The sequence below is a fragment of the Lentzea sp. NBC_00516 genome, from assembly GCF_036346835.1.
In the GTDB taxonomy this organism is placed as follows: Bacteria; Actinomycetota; Actinomycetes; order Mycobacteriales; family Pseudonocardiaceae; genus Lentzea; species Lentzea sokolovensis.
Genome location: NZ_CP107840.1, coordinates 4,563,132 through 4,577,672 on the forward strand (window position 1 = coordinate 4,563,132; position 14,541 = coordinate 4,577,672).

Annotated in this window: 12 protein-coding genes; 9 read left to right on the top strand and 3 right to left on the bottom strand. The window is 70.3% G+C overall.

Features of this window, described 5'->3' with window-relative positions; all coding sequences use genetic code 11:
* Positions 1–4: 4 nt before the first annotated feature.
* On the top strand, positions 5–1,000 hold the full coding sequence (locus OG205_RS19805) for a YeiH family protein (RefSeq protein ID WP_330277714.1): 996 nt from the start codon (positions 5–7) through the stop codon (positions 998–1,000).
* A 30-nt stretch (positions 1,001–1,030) separates the two neighbouring features.
* Positions 1,031–1,564 (top strand): cysteine dioxygenase family protein, encoded by a 534-nt coding sequence (locus OG205_RS19810; protein ID WP_330277715.1) that lies wholly within the window; start codon positions 1,031–1,033, stop codon positions 1,562–1,564.
* Here OG205_RS19810 and OG205_RS19815 read toward each other — a convergent pair.
* On the bottom strand, positions 1,551–3,413 hold the full coding sequence (locus OG205_RS19815; protein ID WP_330277716.1) for an AfsR/SARP family transcriptional regulator: 1,863 nt from the start codon (positions 3,411–3,413) through the stop codon (positions 1,551–1,553). The two genes, OG205_RS19810 and OG205_RS19815, sit on opposite strands and share 14 nt — an antisense overlap.
* 220 nt (positions 3,414–3,633) lie before the next feature.
* On the opposite strand from OG205_RS19815, the gene OG205_RS19820 reads away from it, so the two are divergent.
* A complete protein-coding gene (locus tag OG205_RS19820; RefSeq protein WP_330277717.1) occupies positions 3,634–6,777 on the top strand; it encodes an AfsR/SARP family transcriptional regulator in 3,144 nt (1,047 codons plus the stop codon).
* Positions 6,778–6,793: 16 nt separating this feature from the next.
* Here OG205_RS19820 and OG205_RS19825 read toward each other — a convergent pair whose 3' ends face one another.
* Positions 6,794–7,408: a TetR/AcrR family transcriptional regulator gene (locus OG205_RS19825; RefSeq protein ID WP_330277718.1), complete on the bottom strand. Its 615-nt coding sequence runs from the start codon at positions 7,406–7,408 to the stop codon at positions 6,794–6,796.
* A 72-nt stretch (positions 7,409–7,480) separates the two neighbouring features.
* Between OG205_RS19825 and cysD the strand changes: the two genes are divergently transcribed.
* Genes cysD through OG205_RS19855 form a run of 6 tightly spaced genes read left to right on the top strand, consistent with a single transcriptional unit; the run spans position 7,481 to position 13,630 of the window.
* Positions 7,481–8,368, top strand: coding sequence for a sulfate adenylyltransferase subunit CysD (cysD, locus tag OG205_RS19830; RefSeq protein ID WP_330277719.1), 888 nt, complete (start codon positions 7,481–7,483; stop codon positions 8,366–8,368).
* Positions 8,368–10,143: an adenylyl-sulfate kinase gene (gene cysC / locus OG205_RS19835; protein WP_330277720.1), complete on the top strand. Its 1,776-nt coding sequence runs from the start codon at positions 8,368–8,370 to the stop codon at positions 10,141–10,143. Before cysD ends, cysC begins: the two co-directional genes overlap by 1 nt.
* Positions 10,144–10,201: 58 nt before the next feature.
* Complete coding sequence (locus OG205_RS19840; protein WP_330277721.1) at positions 10,202–11,257, top strand: DUF1214 domain-containing protein; 1,056 nt, start codon at positions 10,202–10,204, stop codon at positions 11,255–11,257.
* Complete coding sequence (locus OG205_RS19845; protein ID WP_330277722.1) at positions 11,254–12,402, top strand: sulfotransferase family protein; 1,149 nt, start codon at positions 11,254–11,256, stop codon at positions 12,400–12,402. The genes OG205_RS19840 and OG205_RS19845 overlap by 4 nt, the downstream gene beginning before the upstream one ends.
* Positions 12,402–13,181, top strand: a complete 780-nt coding sequence (locus OG205_RS19850) for an SDR family oxidoreductase (protein ID WP_330277723.1) — start codon at positions 12,402–12,404, stop codon at positions 13,179–13,181. Before OG205_RS19845 ends, OG205_RS19850 begins: the two co-directional genes overlap by 1 nt.
* Positions 13,178–13,630: an SRPBCC domain-containing protein gene (locus OG205_RS19855; RefSeq protein ID WP_330277724.1), complete on the top strand. Its 453-nt coding sequence runs from the start codon at positions 13,178–13,180 to the stop codon at positions 13,628–13,630. Before OG205_RS19850 ends, OG205_RS19855 begins: the two co-directional genes overlap by 4 nt.
* On the opposite strand, the gene OG205_RS19860 is transcribed toward OG205_RS19855, so the two are convergent.
* Entirely contained in the window at positions 13,620–14,483 is an 864-nt protein-coding gene (locus OG205_RS19860) for an aminoglycoside phosphotransferase family protein (RefSeq protein ID WP_330277725.1), read from the bottom strand. The two genes, OG205_RS19855 and OG205_RS19860, sit on opposite strands and share 11 nt — an antisense overlap.
* Positions 14,484–14,541 lie beyond the last annotated feature (58 nt).

Genomic DNA, 14,541 nt, shown 5'->3' on the forward strand with positions numbered 1-14,541 from the left:
CGGTATGGGCATCGTCAGGACCACTCCGCGCACGACCGACTCGGTGCTGCCCGGCCTGGCCCTGGTCGCGGGCGGTGTCGCGGTCGCGATGGTCGTGTCCTGGTTGCAGCCCTCGGTCAGCGCGCTCACCGTCGCGGTGCTGCTCGGTGCCGTCGTGGCCAACGTCGTGACGCTGCCGCGGTCGGTCACTCCGGGTGTGAAGATCGCCGGACGCCGTCTGCTGCGCCTGGGTGTCGTGCTGCTCGGACTGAAGCTGGTCTTCCAGGACGTGCTGAAGCTCGGTTACGAGATCCTGCTGCTCGCGGTCGTCGCCGTGGTCGTCACGTTCGTCGTGACGCGGTGGCTCGGCCGGGTGCTCGGGGTGAGCGAGGGCCTGTCGTTGCTGATCGCGACCGGCTTCTCGATCTGCGGCGCCTCCGCGGTCGCCGCGATGAACAGCGTGCGCGAGCAGGACGAGGACGACGTCGCGAAGGCGCTCGGCCTGGTCACGCTCTTCGGCACCGTCGCGATGTTCAGCCTGCCCGCGTTGTTCCCGCTGACCGGTCTCACACCCGCGCAGTACGGGGTGTGGGCGGGCGGCAGCGTGCACGAGGTCGCGCAGGTCGTCGCCGCGGCTGGACCGGTCACCGGCGCGCTGGCGATCGCCGTCGCGGTGAAGCTGACGCGGGTCGTGCTGCTCGCGCCGATGCTCGCCGCCGTGAGCTTCGCCGAACGTCTCAAGTACCCGACGTCCGGGCAGCGTCCGCCGATCGTGCCGTTGTTCGTGCTCGGATTCCTCGCCATGGCGGCGGTGCGGGCGACCGGCCTGCTGCCCGACGTCGTGCTGTCGGCGGCGACGTTCGTGGACAACGTGCTGCTGGCCGCGGGCATGTTCGCCCTGGGCACGGCGGTGCGCCTGCGTTCCCTGATCCGCTCCGGCCCGGCGGTGCTGCTGCTGGGCCTGCTCTCGACCACGGTGATCGTCGTCCTCGTGCTGACGGGCACGGTGCTGATCGGCTGATCTCCCCGTTCCTCGAAGGAGGACCCGCTCATGACGCACAGCCTGCTCTCCCCCACGGCCACGCTTCTGGTGGGCTCGCTCCGGGCCGCGATCGCCGGCGGCGGTGACGACGCGGCCGTCGCCGCACGGGTGTCCAGGACGCTCGAAGGCCACCTCACCGACCCGTTCCTGCTGAGCGCGGCGCAACGGGAACCCGACCCGGACGCGTACCGCCAGCACGTCCTGCACGTCGAACCGGACGGGACCTTCTCCGTCGTGGCGCTGGTCTGGTTGCCGGGCCAGGAAACGTGCATCCACGACCACGTCTCGTGGTGCGTCGTCGGCACCTACGTCGGCGAGGAGGAAGAGACCACCTACCGGTTGCGCGGCGATCGGCTGATTCCGTTGCGCTTCAACAAGACCCCGGAGGGCGTGGCGTCCTACCTGGTGCCGCCGGGCGACATCCACAAGGTGTGCAACAACTCCAGCTCCGTGGCGATCTCGATCCACGTCTACGGCGCCGACGTCAGCGTGCTGGGCACGAGCATCCGGCGGCGCTACGACCAGCTCGTCAGCGGGCGCTGACGGCGACGGACCGGAGTCGCGGAACCTGCGAGCCGTGCTCCGTCGCCGCGAGATCCACCGAGCGCAGGCGTCCGTACTCCTGGAGCATCCCGAGCATCCGATAGCGGGTCCGCGGGCCGCTGGTGTCCGCGACGAGGATCGACTTGCACACCAACCCGGCGACCAGTTCCACGAGCTCACCGCCGGCCACGCCGTGGCCGGCACACGCGCTCTCCGCCTCCCGGAGGCCGAACTCGCCGGGGATCACCGCCAGCCGGACCCACAGGCGTCTCTCCGGTTCGGAACACAGCTCCCAGCTCCGTTCGACCGAACCGCGCAACGAGTGCGAAGCGCCCCGGCTGTCCAGGAGCGCGAACAGATCACCCGACCTCTCGACGGCGTCACGAAGAGACAGGACGCCGAGCCGCATCGCGGCCAGTTCGATGGCCAGCGGGAGGCCGTCGAGCCTCTCGCACAACGTCTGGACGTCGCGCCGGTCGACGTGGGTGATCCTGAACTCCGGCGCCGCCGCCGACGTCCGGCTCAGCAACAGCTCCACCGAGTCGTGTCCGGCCGGCGATCGGCAGTCCCCGGAGCGCGGCGGCACGCTCATCGGTGCGACGACCACCACGTGTTCACCGGGTCGCCCGAGGCGTTGCCTGCTGGTCACGAGGATCCGCAGATCGGGAAGTGCTCCTAGCAACTCGGTCACCACCGCTGAGACCTCGCCGACGGAGAACTCGCAGTTGTCGAGGACCAGCAACGCGCGTTCGCCGCGCAGGTGCTCGACAACGCCGGCCCGGTCACCGCGGCCGGGCTCCGCCCGCACTCCCAGTTCGGTGGCGAGTGTCCGATCGACACCGCCGGGCTCGGCGAGATCGGCGACCCACACCCCACCGCCGAACGTGCCGGCCCGCTGTGCCGCCAGGTGCAGGGCCAGCCGGGACTTCCCCACGCCGCCCGCCCCGGTGAGGGTGACCAACCGGCCCGCCTCCAGCAGCCGGCCGAGGTGCGCGAGTTCCTTCCGGCGACCGATGAACGCCGTCGTCTCGGCCGCGAGGTTGCCGGCGACGCGGGGTTCCTCGCGGGTCGCCGGGCGGGGCACCTCGCGCAGCAACTCGGGGTCAGCGGCCAGAATCCGCTGGAAGAGATCGGTCAGCTCGGCACCGGGACTGACGCCCAACTCGGTGGAGAGGACGGCACGGACGTCGCGGTAGCACTTCAGGGCATCACCTTGTCGCCCTGCGCGGTACAGCGCCAGCATGCGTTGCGACCAGAACCGCTCCCGCCACGAGTAGACGGCGGTCAACTCGCGCAGCTCCGCGAGCACGTCCCCGTGCCGTCCCAGGTCGATGTCCATGTCGATGCGGGACTCGATCGCGTCGAGACGCTTCTCGATCAGCGCGGGCACCACGTCACGCTGCACCTTCTCGGACGGCACGTCCAGGAACGGCTGTGCACGCCACAGATCCGTGGCCCTGCGCAACGACGTGGACGCCCGCGACACGTCTCCCGACTCGGCGAGCCGCCGGGCCTCGGCCGTCAGCGCGTCGAAGCGGTGCAGGTCGCAGGAGCCGTCGGCGACGTTGATCCGGTAGCCCGCCGGGTGAGTGACCACCAGGCCGGCCGCCCCACCGCCCAGGGCGCGACGCAGACGCAGAACGTAGTTCTGCAGCGTGTTCCGCGCACCGTCGGGAGCGTCCTCGTCCCACAGGCGGGCCGTCAGCGTGCTGATCGGAACCACCTGGTTGGCGTCGATCAGCAACGCGGCCAGCAACGCCCGCAGCTTGGCGGTCCTGATGGGAACCAGTTGCCCGTCACGCCACACCTCCAGCGAACCCAGGACGTTGAACCGGAAACCTGGTGTCATACCGTCCGACTCCCCCCGACCGAACTCCCTCGCCGCCCGCGCGTAACGTGCCCGACAGGGTCATACGTGCGATACACACGGTCGTATGGCTGATCATGGAGCGCTCCAGCCGCGGGGGCCTTTGCCCTCTTCAGAGCAGGTCGTTCCGACAAGAAGCCGTCCCCACCAAGCCCACACATGCGGTACACATGAGCGCGGCACCGTGGACATCGGGGGGTAGATGCGACTGCGAGTGCTCGGCCCCGTCGAAGCCCGCGACGGCGACGAGCGTCCACTCCCGCTGGGGCGCGTCAAGGAACGTGTGCTGCTGGCGATGCTGATGCTGCGCGCGAACACGGTGCTGTCGAAGGACTCCATCTGGATCGGGCTGTGGGGTGACCGGCCCCCGAAGTCCGCGGCGGCCAACGTCTCCACCTACGTGTCGAACCTGCGCCGACTCCTGGCAGCCGGTGGCAGCCCCGGTCCGGCACTCGAGACACATGCCGACGGGTACTCGCTGATCGCGGCCGCGGAGGATCTCGACGTCCTGGCGTTCGAACGGCTCGTCGCGCAGGGCAGGGAGGCACAGGCCGCGGGCCGGCACGCCCTGGCCGCCGAGCGGCTGGCTCAGGCCACCGGGCTGTGGCGAGGGCCGGTGATGGACGGGCTGTCCACACCGGACGTCGTGCGGCCCGACGTCGCCCGCCTGGACGACCTGCGGCTGGCGGCGATCGAGGACGGCGTCGACAGCCGCCTCGAGCTGGGGCAGCACGCCTTGCTCATCAGCGAACTCGCCGCGTTGACCGCCCGGCACGAGTTCCACGAAGGGCTGTGGCGCCGGCGGATCCTCGCGCTCTACCGGTCCGGCCGGCAGACCGAGGCCCTGGCCGCCTATCGCGAGGTGGACGGACTGCTGAGGGCACAGCTCGGGATCGAGCCCGGCGTCGCGCTGCGCGCCCTGCACCAGAAGATCCTGCGTTCCGACACCGAACTCGACCCGCCGGCTCCGCCAGGACGGCCGCCGGTTCGTCCCAGGCAGCTACCGCCCGCGGTGTGGGGGTTCTCCGGGCGCGCCGGCGAGTTGGCCTGGCTCGACCAGGTGCTCGACGAGATGGCCGTCGTGGACGCCGCGACGACAGCGGCGCTCGTCGGTACGGCGGGAGTGGGCAAGACGGCGCTGGCAGTGCAGTGGGCGCACCGGGTGGCCGCTCGCTTTCCCGACGGCCAGCTCTACGCCGACCTGCGCGGACATGGCGCCCACGAGCCCGCCGGCCCTGCCGAGGTGCTCATCGCGTTCCTCCGCGCACTGGGTGTCTCCGACGAGACCATGCCCACCGGCGAGCCGGCGCTCACGGCCACCTACCGGTCGCTCCTGGCGGGCCGGCGGATCCTGGTGATCCTGGACAACGCGGGTTCCGCCGACCAGGTCCGCCCGTTGCTGCCGGGCGACTCCGGCTGCCTGACCCTCGTCACGAGCCGCCGCCGGCTCACCGGCCTCGTCGCGCTCGACGGCGCACGGCTGCGTGTGGTGCACCGCCTCGATCCCGCCGAGACGAGCCAACTGCTGATCCGCCTCCTCGGAACCGACCGGGCCCAGACCGAACCGGCCGCGCTCGCCACGCTCGGAGACCTGTGCGCCCACCTTCCCCTGGCCCTGCGGCTGGCGGCGGCCAGAATCGTCAGCACAGACCTGTCGATCGGCGACTACGTCTCCGGTTTCGGCTCCACGAAGACGCTCGACCTGCTCGCGGTCGACGACGAGCCCAGTCCTGTCAGGACCATGTTCGACGCGTCGTACGAGCCGCTGAACCCGGAGGCCCAGCGGCTGTTCCGGTTGCTCGGGCTCGTACCGGGACACCACTTCACCCCACGCGCCGCCGCCGCACTGCTGGCGGTCACCCCGGACCGTGCCGGACCGGTGCTCGACGTGCTCATCACGGCCAACATGGTCGAGCGCAAGGCCGCGGACCAGTTCGCCATGCACGACCTGCTCCACGTCTACGCCAGGGAGAAGACCGGCGACGACGGCGCCGTCGCGGTGAGGCGGCTGCTCGACGCCTACCTCCAGGACACCGAGACCGCCATCGCCGCCCTGGGCGTGTCGCTGGTGCGGATGCCCCTCCCGCCCGTCGGCACCCGCCTGCCGGACCTCGAGATCCCGGACGCCGACAGCGCCATGTCCTGGCTGGACGCCCATCGGGCCCGGCTGGTCGCCGCGGTCGTGCACGCCGCCGACCACGGACCGCGCGAGGTCGCCTGGTGGCTGTGCGATCAGCTCCGCACCTACTTCTGGCTCAGCCGCTCCGCTCCGGAATGGCTCGCCGTCGGCGACGCCGCGGTGCGCGCCGCGATGTCCGACGGCGACGCCGAGGGCGAGATCGTGGCCAGGCACTGTCTCGGCGACGCGCACTGGAACCTCGGCGACTACGAACGCGCGATCCACACGTACGAGCCGGCCATCGCCCGCTGCCGCCAGGCCGGGCTGCCGCAGCGGCACGTCGCGGTGCTGAACAGCCTTGGCTCGGTGCATCGTGAACTCGGCAATCTCGACCAGGCCCTCACTTGGTTCCGCGCGGCCCTGGACATGCAGGAGCGCAACGGACTCAGCGAGACGGGACTGCGCGCCAACATCGCGACGATCTACGAGGAGATGGGCCGCCTGGAGGACGCGCTGCGGGAACACTCCCGTGTGCTCGCGGTCGATCGCACCCCAGAAACCAAGCCCGCCCACGCGTTCAGCCTGGACGCGCTGGGCGCGATTCACGGCCTCATGGGGCGGCTGGATCTGGCCTTCGCGTACAACGCCGACGCGCTGGCCCTGCACCGCGAGGCGGGCAGTCGTGCCGGCGAGGCGAGCGCTCTGGAGAACCTGGCTTCACTGCACCTGTACCGCGACGAACCCGCGCAGGCCCTGACACACGCCCATGCCGCGCTCGCCATCGCCGAGGAGATCGCCAACCCGCGGGTCGACGCCGCCACCAAGACCATCGTCGCCAAAGTGCTTCTGCACCAGGGCGACCACGCGGAAGCCGAGCTCCTCTACGGACAGGGCCTGAGTCGCGCCAGGGCGAACCGGATGACCTACCTCGAGGTCGCGGCACTGCTCGGCCTCGCGGCCACCCTGCACGCCACCGGCCGGTCCGACGCCGCGGCCGAGCACTGCGAGGAAGCGCTCCGCGTCAGCGGGAAGGCCGGCTTCCAGATCCACGAGGCGACCGCGCGGACCCTGCTCGCCGAGTTCGCCCACGGCCGCGGCGACACGGCGGCAGCGGCCGGGCAGGCGCAGCGAGCAGTGGCGATCCACGAGAGCACGCAGTGCGATCAAGGCCTGGACCGCGCCCTGTCCGCTCTGGTCCGGTCACGAGAACCGTCGACGTGGAGGTGACCGCCGCTCCCGCTCGTCATCGGGCGAGGACGCCCCGCTCGATCGCACCGGTGGCGAACGCGATCAGCTGAGCCGGCTTGACCCGGTTGATCCGCGCGCCCTGCAGCAGCAGGTCGTCGGCGAGGCCGATCAGCGAGTCCCAGACCCAGTGCGGCAACGCGGGGTCGTCGATCAGCTTCTGGCCGCAGGCCTCCGCGGTCTCGTTCAACGCCTTCGCGAGCGCCTTGAGCGTCTTGCGGTAGTCCTGGGCCGATCCGGCGACCTCCTTGCCCCTGCGGCCGCCGGAGAGCACCTTGGCCTCCCACTGCGCCGCCGAACGGCCGAAACGCCGCCACAGCTCGGTGATCTGCGGCTCGATCTCCTTGAGCACGCCCGCGATCCCGAGGCTGCGGTCCACGGTCGCGAGGGTGCGTTGCAGGTCGTCCAGGCGGCGTTCCATCAACGCCGCGAAGACGTCCTCCTTGCCGGAGAAGTACTGGTAGACGGTGCCGGAGCTGACGCCGGCGCCGACCGCGATCGCGCGCATGGTCAGGCCCGCGTAGCCCTGCTCTTCGAGGATCAGCTCGGCGGAGGACAGGATGTCGCGCCGCCTGCCCTCCGCGTCACCCCAGGCCGTTTGCTCGGTGCTCACGAACCGGAGCTTACTTTGAACAACGTTCAGAAGCATATTGAACGTTGTTCGGTTTGGTGGCACTCTCAGGGTGTGGACCACCTCGACCAGTTGGAAGCCGACAGCATCGACATCTTCCGCGAGGCCGTGGCGGAGAGTGAGCGGCCGGTGCTGCTCTACTCGATCGGCAAGGACAGCTCGGTGCTGCTGCACCTGGCGCGCAAGGCCTTCTACCCGTCCAGGCCGCCATTCCCGTTGCTGCACGTCGACACCACGTGGAAGTTCCGGGAGATGATCGAGTTCCGGGACGCCACGGTCGCCGAACTGGGCCTGGAGCTGATCGTGCACCGCAACCCGGACTGCGTGGCCGCGGGCATCAACCCGTTCGACCACGGTTCCGCGCGGCACACCGACCTGTGGAAGACCCAGGGGCTGCGGCAGGCGCTGGACGAGCACCGGTTCGACGTGGCGTTCGGTGGCGCCCGGCGGGACGAGGAAGCCTCGCGCGCCAAGGAAAGGGTGTTCTCCTTCCGCACCGCGCAGCACCAGTGGGATCCGAAGAACCAGCGGCCAGAGCTGTGGCGGCTCTACAACACGCGGGTCGCGCCCGGCGAGAGCATCAGGGTGTTCCCGCTGTCGAACTGGACCGAGCTCGACGTGTGGCGCTACGTCGAACGCGAACGGATTCCTGTGGTGCCGTTGTACTTCGCGGCGCGACGGCCCGTGGTCGACCGCGACGGCGCGCTGATCATGGTCGACGACGACCGGATGCCGTTGTCCTCGGAACCACGCCAGGAGCTGGTCCGGTTCCGGACGCTGGGCTGCTATCCGCTGACGGGCGCGGTGCGCAGCGAGGCCCGCACGGTCGCGGAGATCGTCGAGGAGATGCGGACCGCGACGACCTCGGAGCGGCAGGGACGGGTGATCGACCACGACCAGAGCGGGTCGATGGAGCGCAAGAAGCGGGAGGGGTATTTCTGATGGAGCTTCTGCGGTTCATCACCTGCGGCAGCGTGGACGACGGGAAGAGCACGCTGATCGGGCGCCTGCTCTACGAGTCGAAGCTGCTCTACGCCGACCACCTCGCGGCCTTGGAGGCGGACTCGAAACGGGTCGGCACGCGCGGCGGCGAGCTGGACTTCGCGCTGCTGGTGGACGGGCTGGCGGCCGAACGCGAGCAGGGCATCACGATCGACGTCGCCTACCGGTTCTTCGCGACCGAGGCGCGGCGGTTCATCGTCGCGGACACCCCGGGGCACGAGCAGTACACCCGCAACATGGTCACCGGCGCGTCCACCGCCGACGCCGCGGTGATCCTGCTCGACGCGCGCAAGGGCGTGCTCAGCCAGACGCGCCGGCACGCGCGCATCGCTTCGTTGCTCGGAGTTCGGCACGTCGTGGTGGCCGTGAACAAGCTCGACCTCCTCGGCTACTCGCAGGAGGTGTTCGACGAGGTCAGCGCTTCGTTCGCCGAGTTGGCCAGGGAGCTGGACTTCGACGAGATCACCTGCGTGCCGATGTCGGCGACCGAGGGCGTCAACGTGGTCGGGCGCAGCGAGCTGACGCCCTGGTACGACGGGCCGACCCTGTTGCAGTGGCTGGAAACGGTCGAACCTCGCGCGAGGCGAGCCGGTCCGTCCCGGTTCCTCGTGCAGTGGGTCAACCGGCCGGACGCGACGTTCCGCGGGCTGTCCGGGCGGGTGCTGGGCGGGACGGTGCGCCGAGACGAGACGGTCCGCCTCGGCAACCGGACCACCACCGTGGCCCGGATCGTCACGATGGACGGCGACCTGGACGAGGCGCCGACCGGATCGTCGGTCACCGTCGTGCTGGCCGACGACGTGGACGCGAGCCGGGGCGACGTCCTGGGTGCCGCGCAGGATCCGCCGGGCGTCGCGGACTCGTTCCAGGCGCGGCTGGTGTGGCTGCACGAGGACGGGTTGCTGCCCGGCCGGCAGTACCTGGCGAAGATCGGCGCGCGCACGGTCGGGTTCACCGCGACCAAGGCGTTGGGGCTCAACGAGATCGGCGTCGACACCGTGCACTTCGACGCGCCCGTGCCGTTCGAGGGTTATCGGGCGAACCGCGATCTCGGCTCGTTCGTCGTGCTCGACCGGTTGTCCAACGCCACCGTCGGGGCCGGGATGATCGACTTCGCGCTGAGCCCGTCGAACGTGCGGTGGCAGACGCTCACCGTCGACAAGCAGGCCCGGATCGCGCGCAACGGGCACCGGCCGTGCGTGGTGTGGCTGACCGGGCTGTCCGGCGCGGGCAAGTCCACGATCGCGGACCTGGTCGAGAAGACGCTGCACGCCGAGGGCAGGCACACGTTCCTGCTCGACGGCGACAACGTCCGGCACGGCCTCAACTCCGACCTCGGGTTCACCGACGCGGACCGCGTCGAGAACATCCGGCGGATCGCCGAGGTCGCCGCGCTGATGGTCGACGCGGGCCTGATCGTGCTGGTCTCGTTCATCTCGCCTTTCACGGCCGAGCGGGCGCTGGCACGGGACCTCGTCGGCGGCGACGAGTTCTGCGAGGTCTTCGTCGACACGCCCCTGGCCGTGGCGGAGCAGCGCGACCCGAAAGGCCTGTACCGCAAGGCGAGGCGGGGTGAGCTGGCGAACTTCACCGGCATCGACTCCCCCTACGAACCGCCACTGGAACCCGAGATCAGGCTCGACACGACGACGCTGAGCCCGCAGGCGGCGGCGGACGCCGTGGTGGCCAGGCTTCGCACGCTCGGCGTCTGTTGAACGTTGTCCAAAATCGTGTACGTTCAGCTAGAACACGTTCTAAATTCTGGAGGAAGTCGTGCCGGATCAGGCGTGGTCCCAGTTCTGCCGGGCGCTGGAGAAGGCCGGTGAGGTCGTGCTCTCCGACCAGACGCCGGACGCTCCGCTGGACCGGGCGGAGGGCTACCGGTACCTCGCCCGGCTCACGCGCGAGATGCTGTACTCCTGCCTGGACAACGCCGATCCCGACTTCCCGCGCTTCCACGAGCTCGATCTCGTGAAGATCGGCGCGGACAACCCGGACAACGTCTACCTGTCCGCGAACGTCCGCGGCGACCGCACGTACCGGATCACCGGTACCCGCGGCACCATCGCGTACTTCAGCATCGGGTCGAAGGCCAACCGGTACGCCAAGGACGGCACGATGGCGTCGACCGGCGAACTCTCCGACGCGGACCTGACGATCGCACCGGACGGCACGGTGGAGATCATCGCGAGCGCCGCTCCCCAGGACGGGAACTGGCTGCCGCTCGCCCCCGACTCCACCGGTCTGGTGGTGCGCCAGACGTACCTCGACCGGGACTCCGAGCTTCCCGGCCGGTGGCACATCGAGCAGATCGGCGGCCCCGCCGAACCAGCCGCGCTGACGCCCGAGTTCCTGGCGAAAGCGTTGCAGCGGGCGGCTTTGTCGGTGCACGGCACCGCGGCGACCTTCGCGCACTGGACGCGCACGTTCATGGCGCGTCCCAACGAACTGCCCGACTTCGGCCAGGAGATGTTCCAGCGGGCCGGCGGTGATCCGGGGATCTTCTACCTGCACGGGTACTGGGTGCTCGAGCCCGGTGAGGCGTGGGTGATCGAGACCGACGTGCCGGACTGCCCGTACTGGAACTTCCAGCTGGACAACTGGTGGATGGAGTCGCTCGACCACCGCCGCAAGATCACCGTGAACAAGCACACGGCGACGTTGTCCGAAGGGCGGTTGACGATCGTGGTCGCCGCCGAGGATCCCGGTGTCGGCAACTGGATCGACACCTGCGGCCACAGTTCCGGCACCGCGTTGCTGCGCTGGCTCGGCGCGAGCGTTCACCCGATCCCGAAGTGCCGCGTGGTGCCCCTGGAGGAGGTTCGATGACGGTCACGACCGCGCTGAACGTGCCGGAGTTGCTGGAGAACGCGTCCGCCAAGACCGGGCTCTCGGACTTCGGCGACGACTGGTTCCGCGAGCCGCTGGACGTGCTCGTGCGCAGCCTCAACACCGAGGCCGCCTTGTCCCCGCTGGGTTTCGAGCTGACCAGGCGCCGGCTGACGGCGCTGCTGTCCGACCGGTTGCGGCTGCGCGCGTTGCAGCGCGCCAACCCCGAGGTGCTCGACGTCGAAGTCCGGGTGGCCGCCGAGATCTGCGGTCTGCCGCGCACCGGTTCGACGCTGCTGCACCGGCTGCTGGCGGCGTCGCCCCAGGTCACGTCCACGCTCTCGTGGGAAGTCGCCTACCCGCTGCCGTTCCCCGGCGAAGGCCCGGACGCCGAGCAGCGCAAACGTCGTGCGCAGGAACGCATGGAGATGTTCTCGCAGCTCTCCCCCGACTTCGGCGACCTGCACACGGTCGTGTGGGACGGGCCGGAGGAGGACGTGATCCTGCTGGACCGGACGTTCGTGTCGATGAGTTTCGACTCGTTCTACTGGGTTCCCTCCTACGGTGACTGGCTGCGCTCCGCCGACCAGCGCCCCGCCTACCGCGAGCTGCGCGAGTGGCTGCAGGTGTTGCAGTGGCAGAACACTTCCCGCTCGCTGCCCTGGGTGCTCAAGTCGCCGCACCACCTGACCGCCGTCGACACGGTGCTGGACGAGTTCGCCGACTGCAAGATAGTGATGACGCACCGTTCACCGGTCAACGCCGTGCCGTCGTACGCGTCGATGGTGCGCGCGATGTCCTCGCAGTACAGCGACAACGTCGATCCGGTCCTTATCGGACAGTACTGGTCCCGCCGGTTCGCCCGGACGTTGCAGGACTTCGCCGCGGCACGGACCGCGCGCCCGGACCGGTTCGTGGACGTGCGTTTCGCCGACACCGTCAGCAAACCACTCGAAGTCGCCCGCCAGGTGCTGGACGCGCTCGGCCTGCCGGCCGGTCCTGCCGACGAGGCGGCGTTCGAGACCTACCTGGCGCGCAACCGCACCGAACGGCACGGCTCGCACTCCTACACGCCGGAGGACTTCGGGCTGTCCGAGGACCGGCTGCGCCGTGACTTCGCCTTCTACTCGGAGGTCTACCTGTGATGCTGCAAGACGAGGTGGTGGTGATCACCGGCGTCGGCCCCGGCCTGGGCTCGAAGCTCGCCGTCCGCGCCGCCGCCGAGGGCGCGAAGGTCGTGATGGCCGCCCGCTCCGCCGATGTGATGAAGCAGGCGGAGAAGGACATCGTCGCGGCGGGTGGCGAGGCCGTCGGCGTGCAGTGCGACGTGCGCAGGCCCGAGCAGGTGGCCGAGTTGGTCGAGACGGCCGTGGCGCGGTTCGGCACGATCACCGGCCTGGTCAACTCGGCGTTCGGGCACCCAGGCTGGTTCGACCTGCTGGAGACGCCGGAGAAGGCGGTCCGCCGGTCGATGGACATCATCCTGTTCGGCGCGCTGAACGTGACGCGCGAGGTCGTGCCGCACATGAAGGCCGCCGGGCGCGGGTCGATCGTCAACGTGGGCACGATGACGACCCGCAAACCGATGCGCGGCGAGGGCGGCTACGCCGTGGCGAAGGCCGCGATGGCGACCGCGACCCAGTTCCTGGCCCTGGAACTGGGCGAGCACGGCATCCGCGCGAACCAGGCCGTGATGGGCTGGCTCGACGGACCGGGCGTGCGCTTCTACCTCAAGTTCACCGCCGAGGCGCGCGGGATCACCGAGCAGGAGGTCTACGACGAGATCGCCGCCCGCAACCCGCTGGGCCGCATCCCGACCGACGACGCCTGCGCCGGCGCTGTGCTGTACCTGTTGTCCCGGCACGCTTCCGAGGTGACCGGTGCCGTGCTGGACGTCAACGGCGGGGAGTACATGCCGGCATGACTCACCTCATCGAATCCGTGGTCGTCGAGATCGACGCGCCTGCCTCCTTCGTGTGGGAAGTGCTGCTCGACTACCCGAACTATCCACAGTGGAATCCCTACACGCTGGCGGTCGCCACGACGCTGGAGATCGACTCGCCGATCGACCTCACGCTGCCCCGCCCGGACGGCGGCGAGGGAACGTTCGTCAGCCGCGAGTACATCCGCGAGGTAGAGCCACCGCGTCTGCTGCGCTACGACACCGGCGACACGTTCCCGGGCCTGCTCGGCACGCGCGACCAGCTGATCACGCCACTCGGGCCGCAGCGGTGCAGCTACCGCACCTTCGAGACGTTCACCGGCAGGTACGCCGACGCGGTCTTCGAGGCGCAGCGGACGTACGTGCAGAACGGCTTCGACTCCGTCGCCCACGCGCTGCGCGACCGGGTCGTCTCGCTGCTCAGAGTGTGAGCAGCTCGTCGATCGCCGCCTCGTCACCGTCGTGGGCGAGGTGCGCGATGGCGAGCATCGGCGCGATCGCCTGACTCCAGGCGAACAGGCGATCTCCGTCGAGCCCGCACGCGGCCGCCACGGCCTCGCACCGGGCTCGCACCCCCTCCTGCCCGGCTCCGGCCACCACCAGGTCGGCCGCGTCGAAGCACGGATCACCCAGGCACGCCTTGGGATCGATGGCCATCAGCCCGCGCTCACCGCCGTCGAGCACGTTGCCCAGGTGCAGATCACCGTGCAGCAGGACCGTGGTCGCCTCCGTGTCGAGCAGCTTCCGGCACCGCGCGATCGCCCGGCTCCACAGGGCTTCGCTGATCCGCGCCCCGATCACCGGTTCGGCCAGCCGTCGCCCGACCCGTGCGAAGGACTCCTCGCACCGCCCGCGCAACAGCCCCACCGGCCGCGCCGGCACACCGTGCAACGCCGCCAGCAGATCGGCCCACCGGCCGGGCAGTGAGGCGAACGGCAGGTCCTCGGCGAGCGTGCCCGGCAGCACCTCTTCGAGCACGACGGCGTCCCGTTCCTGGGCGAGCACCTCGGGCACCCGCCCCGACGACGCGAACAGCGCGAGCATCTCGCTTTGCGCGGCCAGCAACTCCGTGTCCGGACTGAGCTTCAGCACCGCCGGAGTGCCGTCGGCCCACCAGCACCGCAGCACCACCGACACGGCACCGGGTTCCAGCGCCTCCCCCGGCACGAGCCCCCACCGCGCGCTCACCCGGTCCACCAGCGCCGGGACGTCCGCGCACCAGCCGGCGACCTCCGGCCCGAACCGCCTGGCCAGCCGCGCCGTCATGCTCGCCTGATCTTCCACCGGCCCGACGCTACCGGCTGAGTAGTTGTACCGATGCCTGCCGCGAGAACCGTCGGCA